The organism is Anaerobacillus sp. ABD4_527, assembly GCF_056160805.1.
The window spans coordinates 340764-362521 of record NZ_JBSWXZ010000001.1 but is presented as its reverse complement, the minus strand read 5'-3'; the positions used below and the strand labels follow the sequence as shown (position 1 = coordinate 362521).

Sequence of the window (21758 nt, the reverse complement as noted above, 5' to 3'; positions counted from 1 at the left end):
CGTCGACTTGTTATTCAATTCAAAAAGAAAAGCAGACGCATGGGCGTCTGCTCTTAACCTTTATTTGTTTATCACTGCTGCTAATGAAGAACGTTCTTCAGCTGTTAGAGGCAGCATCGGTAGACGAACGCTACCAACATCTAACCCCTTTAGCTGTAGTGCAGTTTTAACTGGAGAAGGACTTGGAGCTTTGAACAGCTCATTCATAATTGGAAGAATCTTTCTATGAATTGCGGCTGCTTCCTTTACTTCTCCTGCATGGTACGCTTTAATCATTTCTTGCATTTCATTCCCTAAAATGTGAGATGCGACAGAAACAACACCATCACCGCCTACTGAAACGATCGGAAGTGTAAGACCATCATCACCACTGTATACAGTAAATGAATCATCTGTACGGCTAATGATATCTGTGATTTGGTCGAGATCACCGCTAGCCTCTTTCACTGAAACGATGTTCTCAATTTTTGATAGCTCTACAATCGTATCAGCCGTCATGTTGACCACTGATCTTCCTGGGATATTGTAGATCATAACTGGAAGTTTTGTTGACTCTGCTACAGCTTTAAAATGCTCGTATAGGCCTTTTTGACCTGGTTTGCTGTAGTAAGGAGAAACGATCATAACAGCATCGACACCCGTATCTTCAGCTTTTTTCGTAAGTTCGATGGTGGCATGTGTGTTGTTACTTCCTGTTCCTGCGATAATTGGAATTCTTCCGTTAGAAGCTTTCACTGAATGCTTGAACAACGCGACCTTTTCTTCTGAAGAAAGCGTTGGTGATTCTCCAGTAGTCCCTGCTATTACGAGACCGTCTGAGCCGTTCTTAATCAGGTAATTGATCAACTGCTCTGTTTTGGTGAAATCCACGTATCCTTTACGATCGAATGGCGTCACCATTGCTGTAAGTACTTTTCCAAAATTCATTATTACCCACTCCTTGCTTCTGGGTTACCGCTGATCCATCATCGGTTCTACTTCTTCTGTACCTGGTTCTAAGTGTAGATAAAACGTTTCATGCAGTGCATTGACAGCTGCAGAAAGGTCGGTTTGTTTTACTAGAACCCAGATGGTGGTATGAGAATCTGCAGATTGTAGAATGTCAATGTTTTGCCCCGCTAATGCCTCGACGATTTTTGAGGTAACCCCTGGGACTCCGCTCATTCCTGCTCCTACTGCAGATACTTTAGCACAGTTTTCGATGACGACTGGATCGTAACCCATATCGTTTAACGTTTTTACTGCTTTTTCCGTCATTTCTTCCATGACAGTGTAGACGACTCCTGTTGGACTAATGTTGATGAAATCAACACTAATCCCTTCGATCGCCATTGCTTTAAACACTTTCGACTGTAAATCGTATTGCCCTTCTTTTGCAAATACTTTTATTTGTGAAACGCCATTCACATGGGCGATTCCTGTAATGAGCCGATCAACAACTTGCTCTCCTGCAGGATTACCCTTCATAGAAGTAACAAGCGTTCCTGTTGAAGATGAGTAAGTTGAACGGATCCTCATCGGAACCTTGGATTGCATCGCGATTTCAACTGCTCGAGGATGGATGACCTTTGCTCCTTGATATGCCATGTTGCACACTTCGTTGTATGTGACGATTGAAAGAGGACGTGCCTTCTCTACTAGTCGAGGGTCAGCTGTCATAATTCCTTCTACGTCAGTAAAGATATCTACCCATTCAGCTGAAAGAGCCGCTCCTAAAGCAGCAGCTGACGTATCGCTTCCTCCTCTACCGAGCGTCGTCACATCTCCTTTTTCTGTTATTCCTTGGAAGCCGGTAACGACAACAACGTCCATCGTATTTAACTCTTCAGATAAACGCTCTGTTCTCATCTCGAGAATTCGGGCTTTACTATGTTCACCGGTCGTGATGAATCCAGCCTGCCCTCCTGTATAAGCAGTAGCTTTCAATCCTTCTTCAAGAAGCATGTTAGAGAACACGACAGATGAAATACTTTCGCCACAAGATACGAGTAGATCATATTCTCTTGACGTTACTTTTCGATTACGATCACCTATCAGTCCAAGCAGCGTGTCCGTTGCATATGGGTCGCCGAATCGGCCCATTGCTGATACAACGACGACGACTTTGTATCCATCTTTAACTGCATCTTTTATATGATTTACTGCTCTATTTCTTCCGTCTTCACTTTTTAATGAAGTGCCACCAAACTTCTGGACGATGACTTTCATTTCGCACACCTTCTTCAGTCTATTTCAATATATTTAGGGCCGCAAGACTTTCAGCGATTTGCACCGAGTTCCACGCTGCCCCCTTCAGTAGATTATCAGAGACAATCCACATATGAAAGCCATTTTTTCGGTCTAGATCTTGTCTTATGCGTCCAACGAACACATCTGGTTTACCAACAGCATCGACAGGCATCGGATATACTTGATTCGTTGGATCATCTTGAAGGGTAACACCAGGCGCATTGCTCAATAGCTCCCTGATCTGCTCTACCGAAACATCCTCGCTCTCAAGCTCCACGTATACGGATTCAGCGTGACCTGTTTCAATCGGTAGGCGTACACATGTCGCAGCTACTTCAAGCTCAGCATCATGCATAATCTTCTTCGTCTCGTTTATCATTTTCATTTCTTCGAAAGTAAATCCATTTTCTTCAAACATATCTATTTGAGGAATTGCGTTAAACGCAATTGGATAGTGTTTCTTATCACCTTTTACTGGTAGGTACTCAGGAGTATGAGTCTGACCTTCTAATACGGCTTTCGATTGTTCTTTCATTTCCGTAACCGCATTTGCTCCTGCACCACTAACAGCTTGGTACGTTGATACGATAATCTTATTTAGGCCGTATGCTTGCTTTAAGGGCTCGAGTGCTGCGACCATCTGGATTGTCGAGCAATTAGGGTTTGCAATGATTCCCTTATGATCGTTTAAATCTCTTTCATTCACTTCTGGTACGACGAGAGGTACATCTTCGTTCATTCTGAATGCACTCGTGTTATCAACAACAATCGCACCATGCCTCACTGCAGCAGGTGCTAATTGTTTTGAGATACCGCCTCCTGCACTAAATAAAGCCAGATCGACGCCAATGAATGATTCAGGTTTTGCTTCTTGAACTGTCACTTCTTGGCCCTTAAAGGACACTTTCGTTCCAGCTGAACGTGATGATGAAAGGAGCGTTAAGGTCGAGATCGGAAAATCTCGTTCTTCTAGTGTTTTAATCATTTGTTGTCCGACTGCACCTGTTGCTCCAACTACTGCTACGTGAAATTGTTTAACGCTCATGTTAATAATTCTCCTTCCATATTCCAATCATTCAATACCCAGCACAACAGAAGGAGAAACCTACGTTTCTCCTCAAGATCTGGTGATTTTATTCTCTATTCTATCATAAACCTGTTTTAAAGAAAGAAAAACTGTTCTTTAATCTAAATAACGTTCGACTAAGACAGGCTGATATTGTTTTCCATTCATGGCATTCTCAATCGTTTCAGTTAGTGAGGTCATTCTTGCGACAAGGGAGTTTGGTTTCTTAACAGGATCATCTTGACCAAAAGGAATGAAATATATATTTTTAGTCGACATCAATCTTAGGATGTTAGTTCCATTCAGGCCGAGTCCATCATTGGTTGAGATCCCAAGAACAACGGGCTTTTCATTCCTTAATGTTGCTTTTGCTCCCATTAATACAGGAGAGTCTGTCATAGCATTCGCAAATTTACTGATGGAATTGCCCGTAATCGGAGCAATTACCATACAATCTAATGGAGTTCTAGGACCGAATGGCTCAGCTTTCACAATCGAATCCACCGCTTCATTACCGGTAATTTCTACAATTTTAGAAACCCAGTCTACTCCATCTCCAAAACGTGTATTTGTCGATGTTACAGTATGAGAAACAAAGGGCGTTACCTTTGCCCCTAACTGCACGAGTTCTTCTATCTGTGGAACAACAGCGTCGTACGTACAATGAGATCCTGTCAAACCAAATCCAATGTGTTTTCCTTTCAAACTCATGGATTCTTCTCCTCCCCTTCTTTAAGCTGTTCAATAAGCAGCTGCGTCAAAACTCCAGCTATGATTTTCCCAGCTGTTTTTGGAGCGACAATTCCCGGTAGTCCTGGAGCTAATAGCGCTTTGATCCCCCGTTTTTCTGCAAATCGAAAGTCTGTACCGCCTGGTTTGGATGCTAGATCGATAATCAGCGTATGAGACGGCATTTTGGAAATGACCTCTGACGTAACGATTTGAGCTGGAACGGTATTGATGCACACATCGATGTTTGCAACTTCAGTAGCGAGCGATGATAAATGGAACGGTTTTAACCCCATTTCCGTTATTCTCGCAAGGTGTTCGGGCTTTCTGGCTCCAACGCTGACGTTTGCACCGAGAGCATCGAATGATCGCGCTACTGACATTCCGACCCTTCCAAGTCCAAGTACAGCGATGTTCGATTGGTGGATCGTAATATCAGTATGCTGAATGACCATCATGATCGTTCCTTCTACAGTAGGAATCGAATTGTATATTGCAATATCATCTCGTTCGAATAATTTTACGAGTTTTCTTGACGCTTTCGTAGCCATCCCCTCGAGGTGGCTATTACTAATACCACTATAAACAACGCAGTGTGAAGGAGTTTTACTGAAGTGCTCTGCAGTCAATACGACTTTTTCATTAGAAAAAATACTATCGACTTCACCTTCCATATTGGTTCCGGCAACTGGAAGGACAATGGCATCGAGCTTTGTAAGGTCTACTTCATCGACCGAGCATTTTGTTGCTCCTGTGAATCCATGATCTAACTGATCAAAGCCGATTAAAAATAAATCAGCGTTCATCTCTGTTAACTTTCGAATGATTTCAAGCTGGCGGGCATCACCGCCGATTACTGCGATATGTTGATTCGTTAGCATCGTTCCTCCCCTTTCTTTTTCCACGTCTACCTACGGGGATTTATTGTAATTTCTCAACATTCTATGTGGTTGATGCCCGCTTGGTGAATTATCAATCTTGCTCAATTTTACCTTCATTTTTATTTTGAACAATGATCATATCTCGACCGATCGTTTGAATATTTTCCCAAGGTATCGATATCGCGTTTTCAGTCCGTTTTAGTCCACCCCATGATGTTTTTGGGATGATCAGCGCCTTCAAAGATCCGTTTGTTTCATCGAATAATAAATCTGTCTGTCCAAGTACGCCAAGCCTTTTCCCCTTTTCAACGTCCACAAGCTCTTTCCCACTCAACTGACTAAGTCTCATTCGAAGCCCTCCCTGAGCATTATCCTTACCATAGTCTATGTTTGAGGCGAATGTAGAAGACGTGATAAACGAGTCGATTTCGGATGATAGAAAAAAGCTGCCGAGTTAAACTCGACAGCTTCGAATCACTTCTCCATGCCTTTTGGAAACAATCCGTTCGGGCTGATTAAAGAAGAAGAGAAATCGTCTGTAAACGTTGCCTGAACCATGTTGTTCACTTTTTCGTGGTCAACGTTTTCAATGTTTTTGATGATATCATCAAGGGTGCGGTGTTGATTTAGCAGAAGTTCATTCTTACCGTTACGGCTCATTCTACTATTCGTACTTTCTAAGCTGAGCATCAAGTTACCTTTTAACTGTTCTTTACAGTTCTGAAGCTCTTTCGTCGTGATGCCTTCTTGTTTGAACTGAGAAAGCGTGTTCTGAATCGTTTCATAAAGACGATCTAGTTGATTTTGAGCTGTACCTGCATAAATGGTTAACAACCCGCTATCTTGGTATGCAGAGTGATAGGAGAACACAGAGTAAGCCAGACCCTGTTCTTCACGTACTTCTTGGAAAAGTCGACTACTCATGCTACCGCCTAACACATTGTTCATAACGATCAAGCTATAAATGTCGTCTGTTCCGAACGGAAGCCCTTTATACCCTAGACAAAGATGTGCCTGCTCTGTTTCTTTCTTTCTAGCGATATGACCAGGTTCAAACGTCGGTGCTTGAACTTCTGGTTTTCCTGCAGGTGTCTCCCAGTTCTCGAACGCTCTCTCTACTTTTTCCATGAACGATTTGTCCACATTACCAGCGATCGAGATTACGATGTTGTCAGGTGTGTAATGAGTTTGCATATACTCACGAAGCGTGTCGCCTGAGAACCCTTTTAACGTTTCTTCTGTACCTAGAATTGGCATCGCAAGTTCATGATCCCCGTAACTCGCCTGACTGAGAATATCATGTACGATGTCATCAGGGGTGTCTTCATACATCTTAATTTCCTCATAAACAACGTTTTTCTCTTTCGCGAGCTCTGATGCTTCAAACTGTGAATTGAAAAACATATCACTTAGCACGTCTAACGCATATTCAGAATGATCATCGAGAACCTTCGCATAATAGCACGTGTATTCTTTTGAGGTGAACGCGTTCACCTGTCCACCGATGCTATCGAAAGATTCAGCAATTTCCTTTGCGTTTCGCTTGTCAGTACCTTTAAAAAACATATGCTCAAGAAAGTGAGAAACTCCATTAAGTTCTTTAGGTTCAAAACGAGATCCAGTTCCGATCCAGATTCCTATAGCTACTGAACGAACGGTCGGAATATTTTCTAATACTACTCTTACTCCATTTTTACAAGTTACTTTGTTAATCAAGCTTGTTCCTCCTGTAATGTAACCTAGTCATTCTGTTCCAAAAACACTATATCATTAAAACAGATTGGAAACAATTTTATGGAATCTTCGAAACTCGTTTTGAATCCAAAACTTGAGAGACCGTACCTAAGTGATAGCCTCGATCTTTAATTCCCCTTATCATTGCTTCCAAGCTTTTCTCTGTTGGCTCAGTAGGGTGCATCAGAACTAAAGCGCCTGCATGAACCTTCTGTAGAACTCTCTGTGAAATCACATGAGGTGATGGTTTTTTCCAGTCCACCGTGTCAACACTCCACAGCACCGTTTGCATACCGAGCTTATGTGCAATTTCTACACTATTATAAGCGTAGCTTCCGCTAGGTGGTGCAAAAACGACGGGCTTTTGATCGATCGCTGCTTCGATCACTTTATTCGTATCTTCGAGCTCCTTTTGAATAGCAGCATCATTCATTTGCTTCAAATCTGGATGTGAATAAGCGTGATTCCCTATTTCATGCCCTTCTTCATGTATCATACGCACAAGATCCGAATTTTTCTTAGCCCAGGAACCATCAAGAAAAAATGTAGCATGCACTTTATGTTTCTTTAGATGCTTCAACATGTCTGGTAAAAATTCTTCTCCCCATGCGACGTTGATCATCAAGGCCACCATCGGTTTGTTTGGGTTCCCTTTGTAGACAGGTGCTGGTTTCAGGTCTTCTAGCTGGATTTCAGGTTCGATTTCTCTTTTAACTAACATCGCTTCGTCAAACTTCTTCCCTTGCATTTTTTCAAGAGATGCTTTTACTTCTACCTCTACTCCATTGTACCCAGGAATGCCTTTCCATACCCGATCAACGACGGCATTTACCGGCTTTATATCGTATTTTTCTTTCGCATCTAAAATCTCATTATGTAGTGAGTTGCTGCCACTCACCATGATCGCTTCTTCTTTTAGTGAAGTTAAATACATCGTTGTGTAGGGGTTTTGAATGGTTTCTGCTGTCATTGCCAGAATGATCACAAATACAACAATGTGTATCCAGGTTTTCTTCATCAACATGACCCCCTTTTGTACAAAGGTTATGTGAAAAAGGCAAGCCCTAGAACTAGTGTGAACAGAAACTAAATTGAAATAAAAAAAGAATTCGGCTGAGCCGAATTCTTAGCTTTGTTGACTTTGTTCTTCTCTTTCACGCGCTTCTTTCAATAATGCTTTGCGAGAAAGGTTAACGCGTCCTTGCTTGTCGATCTCTTTTACTTTAACCATTACTTCATCACCGATCGATACAACGTCTTCAACCTTGTTCGTACGCTCTTCAGCGAGCTCAGAAATATGAACGAGACCTTCTTTTCCTTGGAAGAGTTCAACAAACGCGCCGAACTTCTCAACACGCTTAACTTTACCAAGGTAAGTTGCGCCTACTTCTACTTCTCTTACAAGATCTTCGATGATCTTCTTCGCTTTTGCGTTCATTTCTTGATCAGTTGATGAGATGAAGATCGAACCATCTTGTTCGATATCGATCTTGACGTTTGTTTCCTCGATGATCTTGTTGATGATCTTCCCGCTTGGTCCGATCACGTCACGAATTTTATCTGGTTTAATAGACATCGTTAAGATCTTCGGAGCATATGCAGAAAGCTCAGTACGTGGCTCGCTGATCGCACTCATCATGTTCTCAAGGATATCTAAACGCCCTTTTCTAGCTTGTTCAAGTGCTTGACGAAGGATATCTTCGTTGATACCTGAAATCTTGATATCCATTTGAAGTGCCGTTACACCTTGCTTCGTTCCGGCAACTTTAAAGTCCATATCGCCTAGTGCGTCTTCCATGCCTTGAATATCAGTAAGTACGGTTACGTCTTCTCCGTCGCTTACTAATCCCATTGCAATTCCAGCGACAGGTGCTTTGATCGGTACACCCGCATCCATCATAGCAAGTGTGCTTGCGCAGATACTTGCTTGAGATGTAGAACCGTTCGATTCAAGAACTTCTGAAACAAGACGGATTGTGTATGGGAAGTCTTTTTCAGTTGGGATAGCAGGTTCAAGAGCACGCTCACCTAGCGCACCGTGTCCAATTTCACGACGACCAGGTCCTCTCATAGGTCCAGTTTCACCAACACTAAACTTAGGGAAGTTATAATGATGCATGAAACGTTTGGATTCTTCTGTCCCTAAACCATCTAAGATTTGAACATCACCGAGTGCTCCTAACGTACAAATACTTAGTGCTTGCGTTTGTCCTCTAGTGAACAATCCAGATCCGTGTGTTCTTGGAAGAATGCCAACTTCTGAGTTTAGTGGACGAATTTCATCCACACCACGTCCATCAGGTCTCACTTTATCCTTAAGGATCAAGCGACGAACTTCCTGTTTTACGAAGCTATTCATGATCGAACTTACTTCACTTTCAGGAACTTCTTCATTGTCTTCGTAAGCTTCGACAGCACGATTCATTACTTCATCGATCGCTTCTTGACGCGCATGCTTTTCAACTACTTTTACTGCCTCTTTAACGTCAGCTAGAAACTTTTCGCTAAGTTCAGCTTCAAGCGTTTCATCCGCTTTCTTCAGAACGACTTCACGCTTTTCTTTACCGCAAGCTTCAATGATTTCTTCTTGGAACGTAATCAGGCGTTTGATTTCCTGATGTCCGAATAGGATTGCTTCAAGCATCGTTTCTTCAGGAACTTCATCTGCACCTGCTTCTACCATGTTGATCGCTTCTTTTGTTCCTGCAACCGTTAAGTTGATATCACTTTCTTCAAGCTGCTCAACGCCAGGGTTTACGACAAACTCCCCGTTGATACGTCCAATTACAACGCCAGCGATCGGACCATCGAATGGTAGATCACTGATACCTAAACAAAGAGAAGAACCGAACATTGCTGCCATTTCAGAAGAGCAGTCTTGATCAACGCTCATTACAGTACTTACGACCTGAACCTCATTACGGAATCCATCTGGGAACAATGGACGAATCGGGCGGTCGATCAATCTGCTTGCTAAGATTGCCTTTTCACTAGGACGGCCTTCACGTTTAATGAAACCTCCTGGAATCTTACCAACTGCATATAGTCTTTCTTCATAGTTAACTGTAAGTGGGAAGAATGGAAGGTCCTTTGGTTCCTTCGAACCTGTTACTGTTGATAGTACAGCTGTATCGCCATAACGAATCATGGCTGCACCGCTCGCCTGTTTAGCCAATTGACCGATTTCTACAGTCAGCTGGCGGCCAGCCCACTCGATCGAAAACACTTGCTTATCTTGTGCCATTACTGTGAGAACTCCTCTCATCCTATAAAATCATTTCTTTTAGTATACATTATACCCTAACCTTTTATCTTCTAAAAAGAAAGGACGAAATCTATGTATTTTAAACCTAATAAAAAAGCGGGAAAGAATCCCGCTTTTTAACTCATTATCTACGTAGACCAAGTTCTTTGATTAGTTCACGGTAACGAGTAACGTCCTTGTTACGAAGGTACGTTAGTAGGTTACGACGTTTACCAACCATCTTTAGAAGACCGCGACGAGAGTGGTGGTCTTTCTTGTGGAAACGAAGATGACCGTTCAAATTGTTAATTTCCTCAGTTAGGACAGCGATTTGAACTTCTGGAGAACCAGTATCATTCTCGTGAGTTTTGAACTTAGTGATAAGCTCTTGCTTACGCTCTTGTGTGATTGCCATCCTTTTCACCTCCTTCAATTCTTAATCCCCTGTTACCGCGCAAACGTCGGAGAGTCGATTGCCCAGTAAAGGTTGTGTACATATCGTACAGATATTAGACTACATGTTTTTGTAGTAAAATGCAAGAGGAATCTATTCTAGGATTTTTCTTGCAAGATCTGCATCTTTCCCAATCTGTTCGATCAATGCGTCAACGGATGAAAATTTCACTTCACCACGTATCTTTTTATAAAACTCGACCGAAACTTCTTTTCCATACAAATCTTCTTCGAAATCAAAAACATGAACTTCTATTGAAGGTTTGTCTGGAGCATCATCATAAAAAGTAGGTTTATAGCCTATATTGCAAACGCCATTTCTCCACTGCCCATCGTGTTTCAGCCTTACAGCATATACACCCGTTGCAGGAACAAGGTATTCGTTATCAAGCTGGATGTTTGCTGTAGGAAATCCGATCGTCCTTCCTCGCTGATCACCTTTGATGACATTCCCAGAAATCACGTATCTACGACCTAAGACTTCTTCGATGTTTTCTACTGCGCCCTCTCGAATATAAGAGCGGATAAGAGTAGAGCTCACTTTTTCATCATCCTTTGACACTTTTTCAATAACCGTCTGGTCGAATTTATTTCGTGCATGGAATGGCATCGACTCCATCGTTCCTCTGCCTTTACTTCCATATGTAAAATCGAATCCAGCTACAACATGAACCACCGACAGATTGATGATGTAGTCATCAACGAATTGCTGTGGCGTCAATCCTGCAATGGTTGTATCGAACTTCACAATATATAGTACGTCGATTCCCATTTCGTCGATCAGGTCGATCTTCTCATCAAGCGGCGTAATCGCTTCAACTTGAGGGGACGACTTTCCAAGAACGACTGATGGATGCGGATAAAACGTCATGACTGAGGAAGCAACGCCTTTTTCCTCTGCGATTTTCTTCGCTGTAGATATCACCTTTTGATGACCTCGGTGAATGCCATCAAAATATCCGAGCGCCATGACGGATGGTTTATTCGATTCAATAAAATGCGGATGAGATAAATAAATTGTTTTCATAGCTTTCACCTTCTAACTTCATCTCGAGAACACTTTTTCAGGTTTCATAAGCCCTGGCTTATCTGGGTGTTTCTGATAAATGGCGATGGCATTACCTTCTTCACTATACATAACAAGTCGATCATCTGTCATCTCTTCAACTTCAGGCAGTACGGAACCATTTTGCAGCTTCGATTCCATCTCTTTGTCTACCGTAAGAGAAGGCATAGAAGAAAGGGCATATTCCAGGGGAAAAAGTCTTAACGTTTCTTCTTCTATCATCTGTGTAATCTCATCAAATGTCAAACATTCTTCGAGCTTAAATGGGCCAGAAGCAGTCCTGATTAATGATGACATATGAGCCGGATATCCTAAAGAAGCTCCGATATCGACAGCAAGCGTTCTGATATACGTTCCTTTACTACATACGACACGAACAGGGATATCCACTGTACCGTCCTTATAGACGATTTCTCCGGTTCGTTCGATTTCGTGTATCGTGACATGACGAGAAGGTCGTTCGACCACTTTTCCTTCAAATGCGTATTCGTACAGTCGCTTCCCATTCACTTTAACCGCTGAATACATCGGTGGAACTTGTTCGATTTCTCCTTTGAAGGCTTCTAGAGCAGATGCGATTTCTTCCGGTTCGAAATTGGTCGTTATGCTTTTTTCTTCAATTTTCTCCCCAGTTGCATCTTCAGTAGAAGTCGAATAGCCAAGAGTAATAACAGCTTCATATGTTTTAGAGAAATCCGTCATATATTGTGCAACCTTTGTTGCTCTTCCAATACAGAGGGGCAACACACCCGTAACTGCAGGATCGAGCGTTCCTGTGTGACCTACCTTCTTTGTCATAAGAATTTTGCGTACTTTGGCAACGCAGTCATGTGACGTCATCCCAGCAGGTTTCTTTAATGGTAAGATCCCTTCCATCACTTTTCCTCCTTTCTAAACATAGAGAAAGGATAGACATTCCTGCCTATCCTAACGTTCTCTATTCATCAGATTGATTTAAATCCGCAAGAAGTCTCTCTATTTTATTACCGTAATCGATGGATTCATCGAATTCGAAATAAATTTCAGGTGTTTTGCGAAGACGAATTCTCTTTCCGATTTCTGAGCGAATAAAACCTGTCGCTTTTGCAAGACCGTTAAGAGTAGCATCTTTCTTCTCTTCATCACCTAAAACAGTAATGAATACTGTTGCTTGTTGAAGGTCGTTTGTAACCTCAACAGCTGTTACTGTAACGAAACCTACACGAGGATCTTTTATCTTTCTGCTGATGATATCCCCAAGTTCTTTCTTCATCTGTTCACCTACGCGGTGCGCGCGAACATTGCTCATCGTTACACCTCATTTCTTCCTAAAGCCATTCATAAGTTGTTCGGGTAAGCTCAATGTCAGGATTTGAATCGATCAATGCGATAGCTCTCTGTAATTCTCGCTCACAGGCTGTCTTACATGAAGCAGTCGTTACAATCCCTATCACAGTTCGTTGCCACAAATCCTGATTATCAAGCTCAGAAACTGCTAAATTATAGTGCTTCAGCCGGCTTATCACCGACTGTAGCACTGATCTTTTCTGTTTAAGTGACTGCGCATCATAGATTATGCATTCGCACTCAATGTAGCCGATCACTTAGGTTTTACTTCCTCCATTACGAATGCTTCAATGATGTCGCCTTCCTTCACATCGTTGAACTTCGCAAGTGTAATACCACACTCATAGCCTTTAGCAACTTCTTTTGCATCATCTTTAAAACGCTTCAACGTATCGACTTCACCTTCGAAAACGACGATGCCGTCACGAATTACTCGTACGCCAGAGTTTCTAGTGATTTTACCTTCGATGACGTAAGAACCTGCGATCGTACCAACTTTAGAAACTTTGAACGTTTCACGAACTTCAGCTTGACCGATAACTTTTTCTTCATAAACAGGATCAAGCATCCCTTTCATAGCTGATTCGATTTCTTCAATCGCTGTATAAATTACACGGTGAAGACGAATGTCGACTTGCTCTGCATCTGCAACTTTCTTCGCATTGTTATCAGGACGTACACTGAAGCCGATAATGATCGCATTCGAAGCAGAAGCAAGGATGATATCAGATTCAGTGATCGCACCTACGCCTGTATGAATGATGTTGATCTTAACACCTTCAACTTCGATCTTCTTGAGAGAACCTGCAAGTGCTTCAACGGAACCTTGCACATCTGCTTTAATGATGATGTTGATGTCTTTCACATCACCTTGTTGAATCTTCTCAAATAGATCGTCAAGGTTCATCTTAGAAGATTCTTTACGCTGTGCTTCGATTTGTTGCTGAGCACGCGCTTCACCTACTTGGCGAGCCTGCTTTTCATCTTCAAATGCTACGAAGCGGTCTCCAGCTTGAGGAACATCACTAAGTCCAGTTATTTCAACCGGTGTAGATGGTTCAGCTGTTTTCACGCGTTTACCAAGATCGTTGACCATTGCACGCACACGTCCGAACGTATTACCAACAACGACAGGATCTCCTACTTTTAACGTACCTTCTTGTACGAGAAGTGTTGCAACTGCTCCACGACCTTTGTCTAGCTGAGCTTCAATAACAGATCCAGAAGCTAGCTTATCAGGGTTCGCTTTGAATTCTTCTACTTCAGAAACTAGAACGATCATTTCAAGGAGATCATCGATTCCTTCCCCTTTGATCGCAGAAAGATTAACAGTGATCGTGTCTCCACCCCATGCTTCTGGAACTAGCTCATACTCAGTAAGTTCCTGAAGGACACGGTCAGGGTTTGCACCTTCTTTATCCATCTTATTAACTGCGACGATAATTGGCACTTCTGCAGCTTTCGCATGGTTAATCGCTTCGACAGTCTGAGGCATAATACCGTCATCTGCCGCTACAACGATGATTGCGATATCTGTAACTTTCGCACCACGTGCACGCATTGTTGTAAATGCTGCGTGACCAGGTGTATCTAGGAAAGTGATTTTTTTGTCTTTGTTATCGATTTGGTAAGCACCGATGTGCTGTGTGATTCCACCAGCTTCACCTTGCGTTACTTTCGTATTACGGATGCTATCTAGTAGAGTTGTTTTACCATGGTCAACGTGACCCATGATTGTTACGACAGCAGGACGCTCTACAAGCTTCTCGCTATCATCTTCTTTTGTATAATTATCAAGGTCTGTAATTTCAAAGATTTCTTCTTCTTCTACTTTTACGCCGTAATCGTCACAAATAAGTTCCATTGTATCTTTATCGAGCTCTTGGTTGATTGTTGCCATTACACCAAGACCCATTAGTTTCTTGATGATTTCAGAAGCATCTTTACCAAGCTTCTCTGCAAGCTGTCCAACTGTTAATGAACCAATAAACGTTACCTTTTCAGGCAATCTTCTTGGAGCTGCAGTGTTCTTAGGTGGTTGTCCTTTGCCACGACGATTTGGGCGTCTGCCACCACGACGTGCATTGTTTGGTTTATTTGTGTTGCTCTTTTGGTTTGAGTTTGCTTTTGGGTTATTTCTGTTGTTTTTATTTTCCATACTGTTTTTGTCGCTTCCCTTTTTGGATTGTTTCGAATTGCTATTAAGCTTCTCCACTGTTGAATCATCGATCACTGACATATGATTCGTGACTTTTATATTCATGCTTTTTAACTTTTCGATAACATCCTTACTTGTTGTATTGTGTTCCTTTGCATATTCATAAATTCGCATCTTACTCATACGTTCACCCCCGAGTTATTGATCAAGAATAGCAAAAAGTTTCTTTGCAAATCCTTCATCAGTGACGGCTATCGTCACTCGCTGTGCTTTACCGATCGCATGCCCGAGTTCATAGCGTCCTGCTACAATACATAGTGGGATTCCATAAGTAGTTGCTTTATCTGTGATTTTCTTCTTTGTATTGTCGGATGCGTCATCCGCTAACAGTACGAGTCTCGCATGTTTTCGTCGGATTTCCTTAACTACTAATTCTTCACCCGATACGAGTTTGCCTGCACGTTGAGCAAGTCCCAGAAGTGATTCCCAATTTCCTCTCATGAACGTAGCTCTTCAAGATGGAGATAAACGTCATCTGTTACTTCTGCTTTAAGATGTGCAGAGAGTGCGTTCTTTTTTCTAGCTAGTTTAAAACACTCTTCACTATTGCAGAGGTATGCCCCACGGCCGTTCATCTTTCCAGTCGGGTCAATCGCTATTTCTCCTTCTTTAGACCTGACAACGCGTACTAGTTCTTTCTTTGGCTTCATTTCTTGACAGGCTACACACTTACGCATCGGAATCTTACGGTTTTTCACGATGGACACCTCTCCTGATCCTACTATTCGTTATCGTAGTCAGTTTCTTCCTCTTCGAAGAGCGGAGTGTCATCCTCAGTATAAATGCCTTCTTCTTCCGCTTCTGACTGACTTTTTATATCAATTTTCCAGCCTGTTAGTTTCGCAGCAAGACGTGCATTCTGACCACGTTTTCCAATTGCTAGAGATAGTTGATAATCAGGTACGATCACCTGAGTCATTTTATTTTCTTCATCAACATTCACTTTAAGTACTTTTGAAGGACTTAGAGCGTTCGCTACGTATTCAACGATATCTTCTGACCAGCGGACGATATCGATCTTCTCGCCTTTCAATTCGTTAACGATCGCCTGTACTCGCTGTCCACGCTGACCTACACAAGAGCCAACCGGATCGATTTCAGGATCTTCTGCATGTACAGAGATCTTTGAACGATCGCCTGCTTCGCGGGAAATCGACTTCACTTCCACTGTACCATCATAGATTTCTGGTACTTCAAGCTCGAAGAGACGCTTCAAAAGACCAGGATGTGTACGTGAAACCATCACCTGTGGTCCTTTTGTCGTTTTTTCAACTTTTGTCACATACACTTTTATTCTATCATGCGATTTGTATGTTTCGTTCGGCATTTGTTCGCCAGTTGGTAGAAGGGCTTCGATCCGACCGAGGTCTACATAGATGAAGCGGTGATCTTGACGCTGTACGATACCTGTCATGATATCGTCTTCACGCTCGATAAACTCACTAAAAATAATACCGCGTTCTGCTTCACGAACTCGCTGAGTGACAACCTGCTTCGCTGTCTGAGCGGCAATTCTACCGAAGTTACGAGGCGTTACTTCAATCTCAACAACATCTTCTACTTCATACTGTGGATCCATATCCTTCGCATCTGCAAGAGAGATCTCTAAGCGGGAGTCTTCAACTTCTTCCACAACATCTTTACGTGCGAACACACGAATCGACCCTGTATCCTGATTGAAGTCTACTCTTACATTTTGCGCTTGGTGGAAATTACGCTTATAAGCGGAGATCAACGCTGCTTCGATTGCCTCCACGATAATATCCTTACTGATGCCCTTCTCCTTTTCAAGAACGGTCAGTGCATCCAATAGATCACTACTATTCATTTTCATTCTCCCCTTTAATTAAAAAACAACTGCAAGCCTTGCGCTTGCCACTTTGTCATAAGGTACTTCTACCGTTATTGTTCTTGTTTTAACCTTCTGCTCGACGACAACCGTCTCACCATCAAAGTTTACAAGCTTTCCTTCAAAGCTCTTTTCGCCATCAATGGGTTCATAGGTTGTAATGTATACTTGCTTACCTACCACTTTTTCGAAATCGGAAGGTTTCTTAAGTGGACGCTCGGCACCTGGCGAAGATACTTCAAGGAAGTATGGTTGCTCGATCGGATCTTGCTTATCAAGTTGTTCACTTAATTTCTCGCTCACAACACCGCACTCCTCGATATCAACGCCCCGCGGAGAATCGATATAGACACGGAGAAACCAGTTCTTTCCCTCCTGTGTGAATTCTACATCTACAAGTTCCAGGTTCATTTCATCTGCTATTGGTTTTACTAGTTCTTCTGTAACCGTGATCACATGTTCAGTCATTGGTTGTCCTCCTTTCTGATCCTGTCAAGCAGGGTCCCAATCGAAAACGAAAGAGTGGGTTAGCCCCACTCTTTCGCTGCGTGTGTATTCACTAGTATTTCCACAATTACTATACCATACTCATTTAGCCAATTCAACAAAGAAGAGAACGTGTCTTCCTTTAGAAAAGACTGAGCTGATTAGCATCTGGCAGCCCTTCTAGACAGCCATGGTCGTCGAGATACTCTAGGACCGTTTTCGAAATCTTGCTTCGCTGTTGAAGATCTTCCTTCGAGAGGAATTCGCCATCCTCTTTTGAAGCTTCGATATTCAGTGCAGCGTTCGTGCCTACTCCAGGCAGTGAGTTGAAAGGAGGAATAAGAGAATCCCCATCTACGATAAACTCTGTTGCCTTCGATCTATAGAGATCAACTTTCTGCATACGAAGACCTCTCTCTGACATTTCAAGCGCAATCTCTAGGACGGTGAGTAGGTTCTTCTCTTTTGGAGAAGCATCGAGACCCTTCTCATTGATTTCTTCAATCCTCGATCGAATGGCATTTGATCCTTTTACCATCGTATCGATATCAAAGTCATCAGCTCTTACTGTGAAGTAAGCAGCATAGAAAAGAATAGGATGATGCACTTTGAAGTATGCGATTCTCACCGCCATAAGGACATATGCTGCCGCATGGGCTTTAGGGAACATGTATTTGATCTTCAAGCATGAATCGATATACCAATCAGGCACATCGTGTTTCTTCATTTCGTTGACCCATTCCTCTTGCAGACCTTTTCCTTTACGAACGAACTCCATGATCTTAAATGCAAGTGATGGTTCAAGCCCTTTATAGATCAAGTACACCATGATATCGTCACGACACCCGATCACTTCACTCAGTGAACATGTACCGGCCTGAATGAGCTCCTGTGCATTCCCAAGCCATACATCCGTGCCGTGTGATAGACCAGAGATCTGTACGAGTTCTGAGAACGTACTCGGTTTCGTGTCTTCAAGCATCTGTCGAACGAAGCGCGTTCCGAATTCAGGAATGCCGTACGTTCCAGTTTTACACATGATTTGATCTTGCGTAACACCGAGCGATTCTGTTCCACTGAATAGCTTCATCACTTCTCTGTCATCGGTCGGGATTGTCTTCGGGTCGATTCCACTTAAATCCTGCAGCATTCTGATAACAGTAGGATCATCGTGTCCTAGGATATCGAGCTTCAAGAGGTTATCGTGGATCGAATGGAAGTCGAAATGAGTTGTTTTCCAAGCCGAAGTTTTATCATCAGCCGGAAATTGAATCGGTGAAAAGTCGTAGATGTCCATGTAATCTGGTACTACGATGATTCCACCAGGGTGCTGACCTGATGTACGTTTCACGCCTGTACAGCCTGATACGAGCCGGTCGATTTCAGCACCTCTGAAATGGAGGTCGTTATCACCCATATACCCTTTCACATATCCATACGCCGTTTTTTCTGCGACAGTACCTATAGTTCCTGCTCGATAGACGTTGTCTTCCCCGAAGAGTTCTTTCGTATAATTGTGTGCTCTTGGCTGATATTCACCTGAGAAGTTCAAATCGATATCGGGTACTTTATCCCCCTTAAATCCTAGGAACGTTTCAAACGGAATATCATGTCCGTCTTTAATGAGCGGAACGCCGCACGTATCACACTCTTTATCAGGTAGGTCAAACCCTGAGCCTACGGAACCGTCATCAAAGAATTTGGATTCTTTACACGTCGGACATACGTAATGAGGCGGCAATGGGTTTACTTCTGTAATTTCTGTCATCGTTGCTACGAATGATGACCCGACTGACCCACGTGAGCCTACGAGGTATCCATCATCAAGTGATTTTTTAACTAGCTTTTGAGAGATTAAATAGATTACCGCAAAGCCATGACCGATAATACTTTTTAGCTCTTTTTCTAATCTTTCCTCAACGATCGTCGGTAGTTCATCACCATAAATACTTCTAGCACGATCATAGCTCATTTTTCTCATCTCTTCATCGGCACCTTCGATCTTAGGCGTGAAAAGATCATCCTTGATCGGCTTGATGTCATCGATAAGACTCGCGACATGCTGAGGTTTCTCAACCACGATTTCTTTTGCTTTCTCTGAACCAAGGAAATGGAAGCAGTCGAGCATTTCGTTCGTTGTTCTAAAATGAACTTGAGGCAACGTCTGTCTGTTCAATGGATTACCAGCTTGTGCTTTGATCAGTACCTTACGATAGATGTGATCTTGAGGGTCTAAATAATGCACATTCCCTGTCGCAACGACTGGCTTATCTAATTTCTCTCCAAGCTTTACGATATTTCCGATAACGTCTCTCAGTGCCATTTCATCTTGTACAAGCTCTTTTTCTATAAGATGCATGTAGTTCTGAGGCGGCTGAACTTCTAGATAGTCGTAAAACTTTGCAATCTCCTCAACCTCTTCAGGAGATTTTTGCATCATGCCTTCAAATACTTCACCTTTATCGCACCCTGATCCGATTAATAGACCTTCTCGATACTTCTCAAGCTTTGACCTTGGAATACGTGCTGTCCGATAAAAGTAGTCGAGATGGGAAAGTGATACAAGTTTGAAAAGGTTTTTTAGTCCTACATCGTTTTTAGCTAGAATGATCGTGTGAGATGGTCTTGTTCGCTGGAATCCTGTCTGTCCCATATTCTCATTAAGCTGATTATGGTTTGTAATCTCTCTTTCAAGCGCATCTTTTAAAAGTTTCCACATCAGATAGCCTGTCGCTTCAGCGTCATAGATCGCTCTATGGTGCTGCGTAAGGTTGATATCAAACTTCTTACAAAGCGTATTGAGTCGGTGGTTTCTCATTTCTGGAAACAGGAATCGCGCAAGCTCTAGCGTATCGATAACTGGATTTTTTGCTTCACCTAAGCCGATGTTACGGAACCCAACGTTCAGGAATCCCATATCGAAACTAGCGTTATGGGCAACGAGGATATCGTCGCCGATAAACTCATGAAAATCCTTTAAAACGTCTTCTATTTCAGGTGCATTCTCCACCATGTCATCTGTTATGCCAGTAAGTTCGATCGTAGTCGACGATAGCGGATGATGCGGATTTGCGAATCGCTCAAACTTATCGACGATCTCTCCGTCCTTTACCTTAACTGCGGCAAGCTCGATGATCTTATTATAAACTGCGGATAAACCTGTCGTCTCCACGTCAAATACGATATACGTACTTGATTCAAGATCTCGATCTGCTTCATTATATGCGATAGGAACACCGTCATCAACAAGATCAGCTTCTAATCCGTAAAGGATTTTGACTCCATTTTTCTTCCCTGCTGCGTATGCATCAGGGAACGACTGTACGTTGTTATGGTCCGTAATTGCAATAGCCGGGTGACCCCAGTTAGCAGCCTGACTGATCAGATCACCAACAGAACTCACAGCATCCATTTGACTCATCTGTGTATGTGCATGCAGTTCTACACGCTTCTCATCTTCAGGTGCTTCATCTTTACGAAGCTCCGGCGTTACTTGAGTGAGGTCGTTTCCAATCATGACGAGATCTCGAACGAACGTATCGTTTTGAATACCGCCTCTCACTTTTACCCAAATTCCTTTTCGAACCGCTTCAAGAATCGGCACATCTTCTTTGTCGCGAGAGAACATCTTCACTAAGATCGAATCCGTGTAATCTGTAATTTTAAATGTTAAGAGCGTACGACCACTTCGAAGCTCCTTCGTTTCTGCATCGAACACATAACCTTGAACAGCGATTCTTCGTTCTTCATCTTGAATGGTTTCGATCGGGACAGGATCTTCCTTGATTTTATAGCCGATAACGAGCGTATCAGGCGTCTGACCTTTGCTTTCAGCTGTATCAGCTTTTTGCTTTTCGATCAATGCTTCCATCATCTTGGAGTGGTCTTCTTGCTGCTTCTGCTCCATAAACTTATCGTAATCTTGCTTAGATTCTTTTACTTCGACTTCTAGCATGTATTTAGGAAAGCCAGCTGCTTCATAGCACTCTGCTAATGGGCCTGTTAGCTTCTTCTTTGCGATGGCTGCTTCCGTCTCGTTTCGAACATGAACGAGCAGCTTGTTTCCATTGATTCTCGGTGTTTGACTCTTCAATAGTGCCGTTAAGGAAGCGGAGTGGTCCTGCATGAGTTCCACTATGTTTTCCCAGTAGCTAGAAGCTAGCTCTTCAGTTGCTTCACCATCTGTCGTAATCGAAAAGTCAACTGTAGCGATATGCTTTAACCCATCGACCAATCGACTTCGAAATAGTTCATATATATGAAATGGTAGGATTGTAGGTAAATGAAAGTGGAAATGCCACTTCCTCGTTTCCTTGTATACTGTTAGTTTCGAGATATATCCTTCTTTAAAGAATTCTTCAAACTTATCCGGAAACGATATTTGCTGAAGGAGTAGCTGAAGTCGTTCCTTCCTTACCGTTAACTCCTGATCCATGTCATAACCCCCTTTTTTGACATCCTTTTGGGCAAACGAAAA

20 protein-coding genes are annotated in these 21758 nt (G+C 42.6%); all 20 read right to left on the bottom strand.

Features of this window, described 5'->3' with window-relative positions; translation table 11 throughout:
• Positions 1–60: 60 nt before the first annotated feature.
• On the bottom strand, positions 61–927 hold the full coding sequence (dapA, locus tag ACXAHI_RS01880; protein ID WP_474845501.1) for a 4-hydroxy-tetrahydrodipicolinate synthase: 867 nt from the start codon (positions 925–927) through the stop codon (positions 61–63).
• Positions 928–951: 24 nt separating this feature from the next.
• Positions 952–2208 (bottom strand): aspartate kinase, encoded by a 1257-nt coding sequence (dapG, locus tag ACXAHI_RS01875; RefSeq protein ID WP_474845499.1) that lies wholly within the window; start codon positions 2206–2208, stop codon positions 952–954.
• 19 nt (positions 2209–2227) lie between these two features.
• Positions 2228–3274, bottom strand: coding sequence for an aspartate-semialdehyde dehydrogenase (gene asd / locus ACXAHI_RS01870; protein ID WP_474845497.1), 1047 nt, complete (start codon positions 3272–3274; stop codon positions 2228–2230).
• Between the two features lie 138 nt (positions 3275–3412).
• Positions 3413–4006, bottom strand: a complete 594-nt coding sequence (locus ACXAHI_RS01865; RefSeq protein ID WP_474845495.1) for a dipicolinate synthase subunit B — start codon at positions 4004–4006, stop codon at positions 3413–3415.
• A complete protein-coding gene (gene dpaA / locus ACXAHI_RS01860) occupies positions 4003–4905 on the bottom strand; it encodes a dipicolinic acid synthetase subunit A (protein WP_474845493.1) in 903 nt (300 codons plus the stop codon). The genes ACXAHI_RS01865 and dpaA overlap by 4 nt, the downstream gene beginning before the upstream one ends.
• A gap of 91 nt (positions 4906–4996) precedes the next feature.
• Positions 4997–5254 carry a YlmC/YmxH family sporulation protein gene (locus ACXAHI_RS01855; protein WP_474845491.1) on the bottom strand — a complete coding sequence of 86 codons (258 nt, stop codon included), beginning with the start codon at positions 5252–5254 and terminating at the stop codon, positions 4997–4999.
• A gap of 125 nt (positions 5255–5379) precedes the next feature.
• On the bottom strand, positions 5380–6621 hold the full coding sequence (locus tag ACXAHI_RS01850) for a M16 family metallopeptidase (RefSeq protein WP_270181880.1): 1242 nt from the start codon (positions 6619–6621) through the stop codon (positions 5380–5382).
• A 76-nt stretch (positions 6622–6697) separates the two neighbouring features.
• On the bottom strand, positions 6698–7657 hold the full coding sequence (locus ACXAHI_RS01845; RefSeq protein ID WP_474845489.1) for a polysaccharide deacetylase family protein: 960 nt from the start codon (positions 7655–7657) through the stop codon (positions 6698–6700).
• Positions 7658–7765: 108 nt separating this feature from the next.
• Entirely contained in the window at positions 7766–9883 is a 2118-nt protein-coding gene (locus ACXAHI_RS01840; RefSeq protein WP_474845487.1) for a polyribonucleotide nucleotidyltransferase, read from the bottom strand.
• Between the two features lie 145 nt (positions 9884–10028).
• Positions 10029–10298 carry a 30S ribosomal protein S15 gene (gene rpsO / locus ACXAHI_RS01835; RefSeq protein WP_270181877.1) on the bottom strand — a complete coding sequence of 90 codons (270 nt, stop codon included), beginning with the start codon at positions 10296–10298 and terminating at the stop codon, positions 10029–10031.
• A gap of 132 nt (positions 10299–10430) precedes the next feature.
• Positions 10431–11363, bottom strand: coding sequence for a bifunctional riboflavin kinase/FAD synthetase (gene ribF / locus ACXAHI_RS01830; RefSeq protein ID WP_474845485.1), 933 nt, complete (start codon positions 11361–11363; stop codon positions 10431–10433).
• A gap of 18 nt (positions 11364–11381) precedes the next feature.
• Positions 11382–12281 carry a tRNA pseudouridine(55) synthase TruB gene (gene truB / locus ACXAHI_RS01825; RefSeq protein WP_474845484.1) on the bottom strand — a complete coding sequence of 300 codons (900 nt, stop codon included), beginning with the start codon at positions 12279–12281 and terminating at the stop codon, positions 11382–11384.
• Positions 12282–12339: 58 nt separating this feature from the next.
• A complete protein-coding gene (gene rbfA, locus ACXAHI_RS01820) occupies positions 12340–12690 on the bottom strand; it encodes a 30S ribosome-binding factor RbfA (protein ID WP_270181874.1) in 351 nt (116 codons plus the stop codon).
• Between the two features lie 19 nt (positions 12691–12709).
• The gene (locus tag ACXAHI_RS01815) at positions 12710–12985 is read right to left on the bottom strand and encodes a DUF503 domain-containing protein (RefSeq protein ID WP_474845482.1); all 276 of its coding nucleotides are present in this window, start codon (positions 12983–12985) and stop codon (positions 12710–12712) included.
• A complete protein-coding gene (gene infB / locus ACXAHI_RS01810) occupies positions 12982–15069 on the bottom strand; it encodes a translation initiation factor IF-2 (protein WP_474845480.1) in 2088 nt (695 codons plus the stop codon). Before infB ends, ACXAHI_RS01815 begins: the two co-directional genes overlap by 4 nt.
• A 15-nt stretch (positions 15070–15084) precedes the next feature.
• Positions 15085–15387 (bottom strand): YlxQ family RNA-binding protein, encoded by a 303-nt coding sequence (locus tag ACXAHI_RS01805; RefSeq protein ID WP_474845478.1) that lies wholly within the window; start codon positions 15385–15387, stop codon positions 15085–15087.
• Positions 15384–15644: an RNase P modulator RnpM gene (gene rnpM / locus ACXAHI_RS01800; protein ID WP_270181870.1), complete on the bottom strand. Its 261-nt coding sequence runs from the start codon at positions 15642–15644 to the stop codon at positions 15384–15386. The genes ACXAHI_RS01805 and rnpM overlap by 4 nt, the downstream gene beginning before the upstream one ends.
• Before the next feature lie 23 nt (positions 15645–15667).
• The gene (gene nusA / locus ACXAHI_RS01795) at positions 15668–16774 is read right to left on the bottom strand and encodes a transcription termination factor NusA (RefSeq protein WP_270181869.1); all 1107 of its coding nucleotides are present in this window, start codon (positions 16772–16774) and stop codon (positions 15668–15670) included.
• An 18-nt stretch (positions 16775–16792) separates the two neighbouring features.
• A complete protein-coding gene (rimP, locus tag ACXAHI_RS01790) occupies positions 16793–17263 on the bottom strand; it encodes a ribosome maturation factor RimP (RefSeq protein WP_270181868.1) in 471 nt (156 codons plus the stop codon).
• Between the two features lie 160 nt (positions 17264–17423).
• A complete protein-coding gene (locus ACXAHI_RS01785; protein ID WP_474845476.1) occupies positions 17424–21716 on the bottom strand; it encodes a PolC-type DNA polymerase III in 4293 nt (1430 codons plus the stop codon).
• Positions 21717–21758 lie beyond the last annotated feature (42 nt).

Excerpts from the sequence above, each read along its gene's own strand:
- dapA (WP_474845501.1), bottom strand. The coding sequence starts at position 927 with ATGAATTTTGGAAAAGTACTTACAGCAATGGTGACGCCATTCGATCGT.
- dapG (WP_474845499.1), bottom strand. The coding sequence starts at position 2,208 with ATGAAAGTCATCGTCCAGAAGTTTGGTGGCACTTCATTAAAAAGTGAA.
- asd (WP_474845497.1), bottom strand. The coding sequence starts at position 3,274 with ATGAGCGTTAAACAATTTCACGTAGCAGTAGTTGGAGCAACAGGTGCA.
- ACXAHI_RS01865 (WP_474845495.1), bottom strand. The coding sequence starts at position 4,006 with ATGAGTTTGAAAGGAAAACACATTGGATTTGGTTTGACAGGATCTCAT.
- dpaA (WP_474845493.1), bottom strand. The coding sequence starts at position 4,905 with ATGCTAACGAATCAACATATCGCAGTAATCGGCGGTGATGCCCGCCAG.
- ACXAHI_RS01855 (WP_474845491.1), bottom strand. The coding sequence starts at position 5,254 with ATGAGACTTAGTCAGTTGAGTGGGAAAGAGCTTGTGGACGTTGAAAAG.
- ACXAHI_RS01845 (WP_474845489.1), bottom strand. The coding sequence starts at position 7,657 with ATGAAGAAAACCTGGATACACATTGTTGTATTTGTGATCATTCTGGCA.
- ACXAHI_RS01840 (WP_474845487.1), bottom strand. The coding sequence starts at position 9,883 with ATGGCACAAGATAAGCAAGTGTTTTCGATCGAGTGGGCTGGCCGCCAG.
- rpsO (WP_270181877.1), bottom strand. The coding sequence starts at position 10,298 with ATGGCAATCACACAAGAGCGTAAGCAAGAGCTTATCACTAAGTTCAAA.
- ribF (WP_474845485.1), bottom strand. The coding sequence starts at position 11,363 with ATGAAAACAATTTATTTATCTCATCCGCATTTTATTGAATCGAATAAA.
- rbfA (WP_270181874.1), bottom strand. The coding sequence starts at position 12,690 with ATGAGCAATGTTCGCGCGCACCGCGTAGGTGAACAGATGAAGAAAGAA.
- infB (WP_474845480.1), bottom strand. The coding sequence starts at position 15,069 with ATGAGTAAGATGCGAATTTATGAATATGCAAAGGAACACAATACAACA.
- ACXAHI_RS01805 (WP_474845478.1), bottom strand. The coding sequence starts at position 15,387 with ATGAGAGGAAATTGGGAATCACTTCTGGGACTTGCTCAACGTGCAGGC.
- nusA (WP_270181869.1), bottom strand. The coding sequence starts at position 16,774 with ATGAATAGTAGTGATCTATTGGATGCACTGACCGTTCTTGAAAAGGAG.
- rimP (WP_270181868.1), bottom strand. The coding sequence starts at position 17,263 with ATGACTGAACATGTGATCACGGTTACAGAAGAACTAGTAAAACCAATA.
- ACXAHI_RS01785 (WP_474845476.1), bottom strand. The coding sequence starts at position 21,716 with ATGGATCAGGAGTTAACGGTAAGGAAGGAACGACTTCAGCTACTCCTT.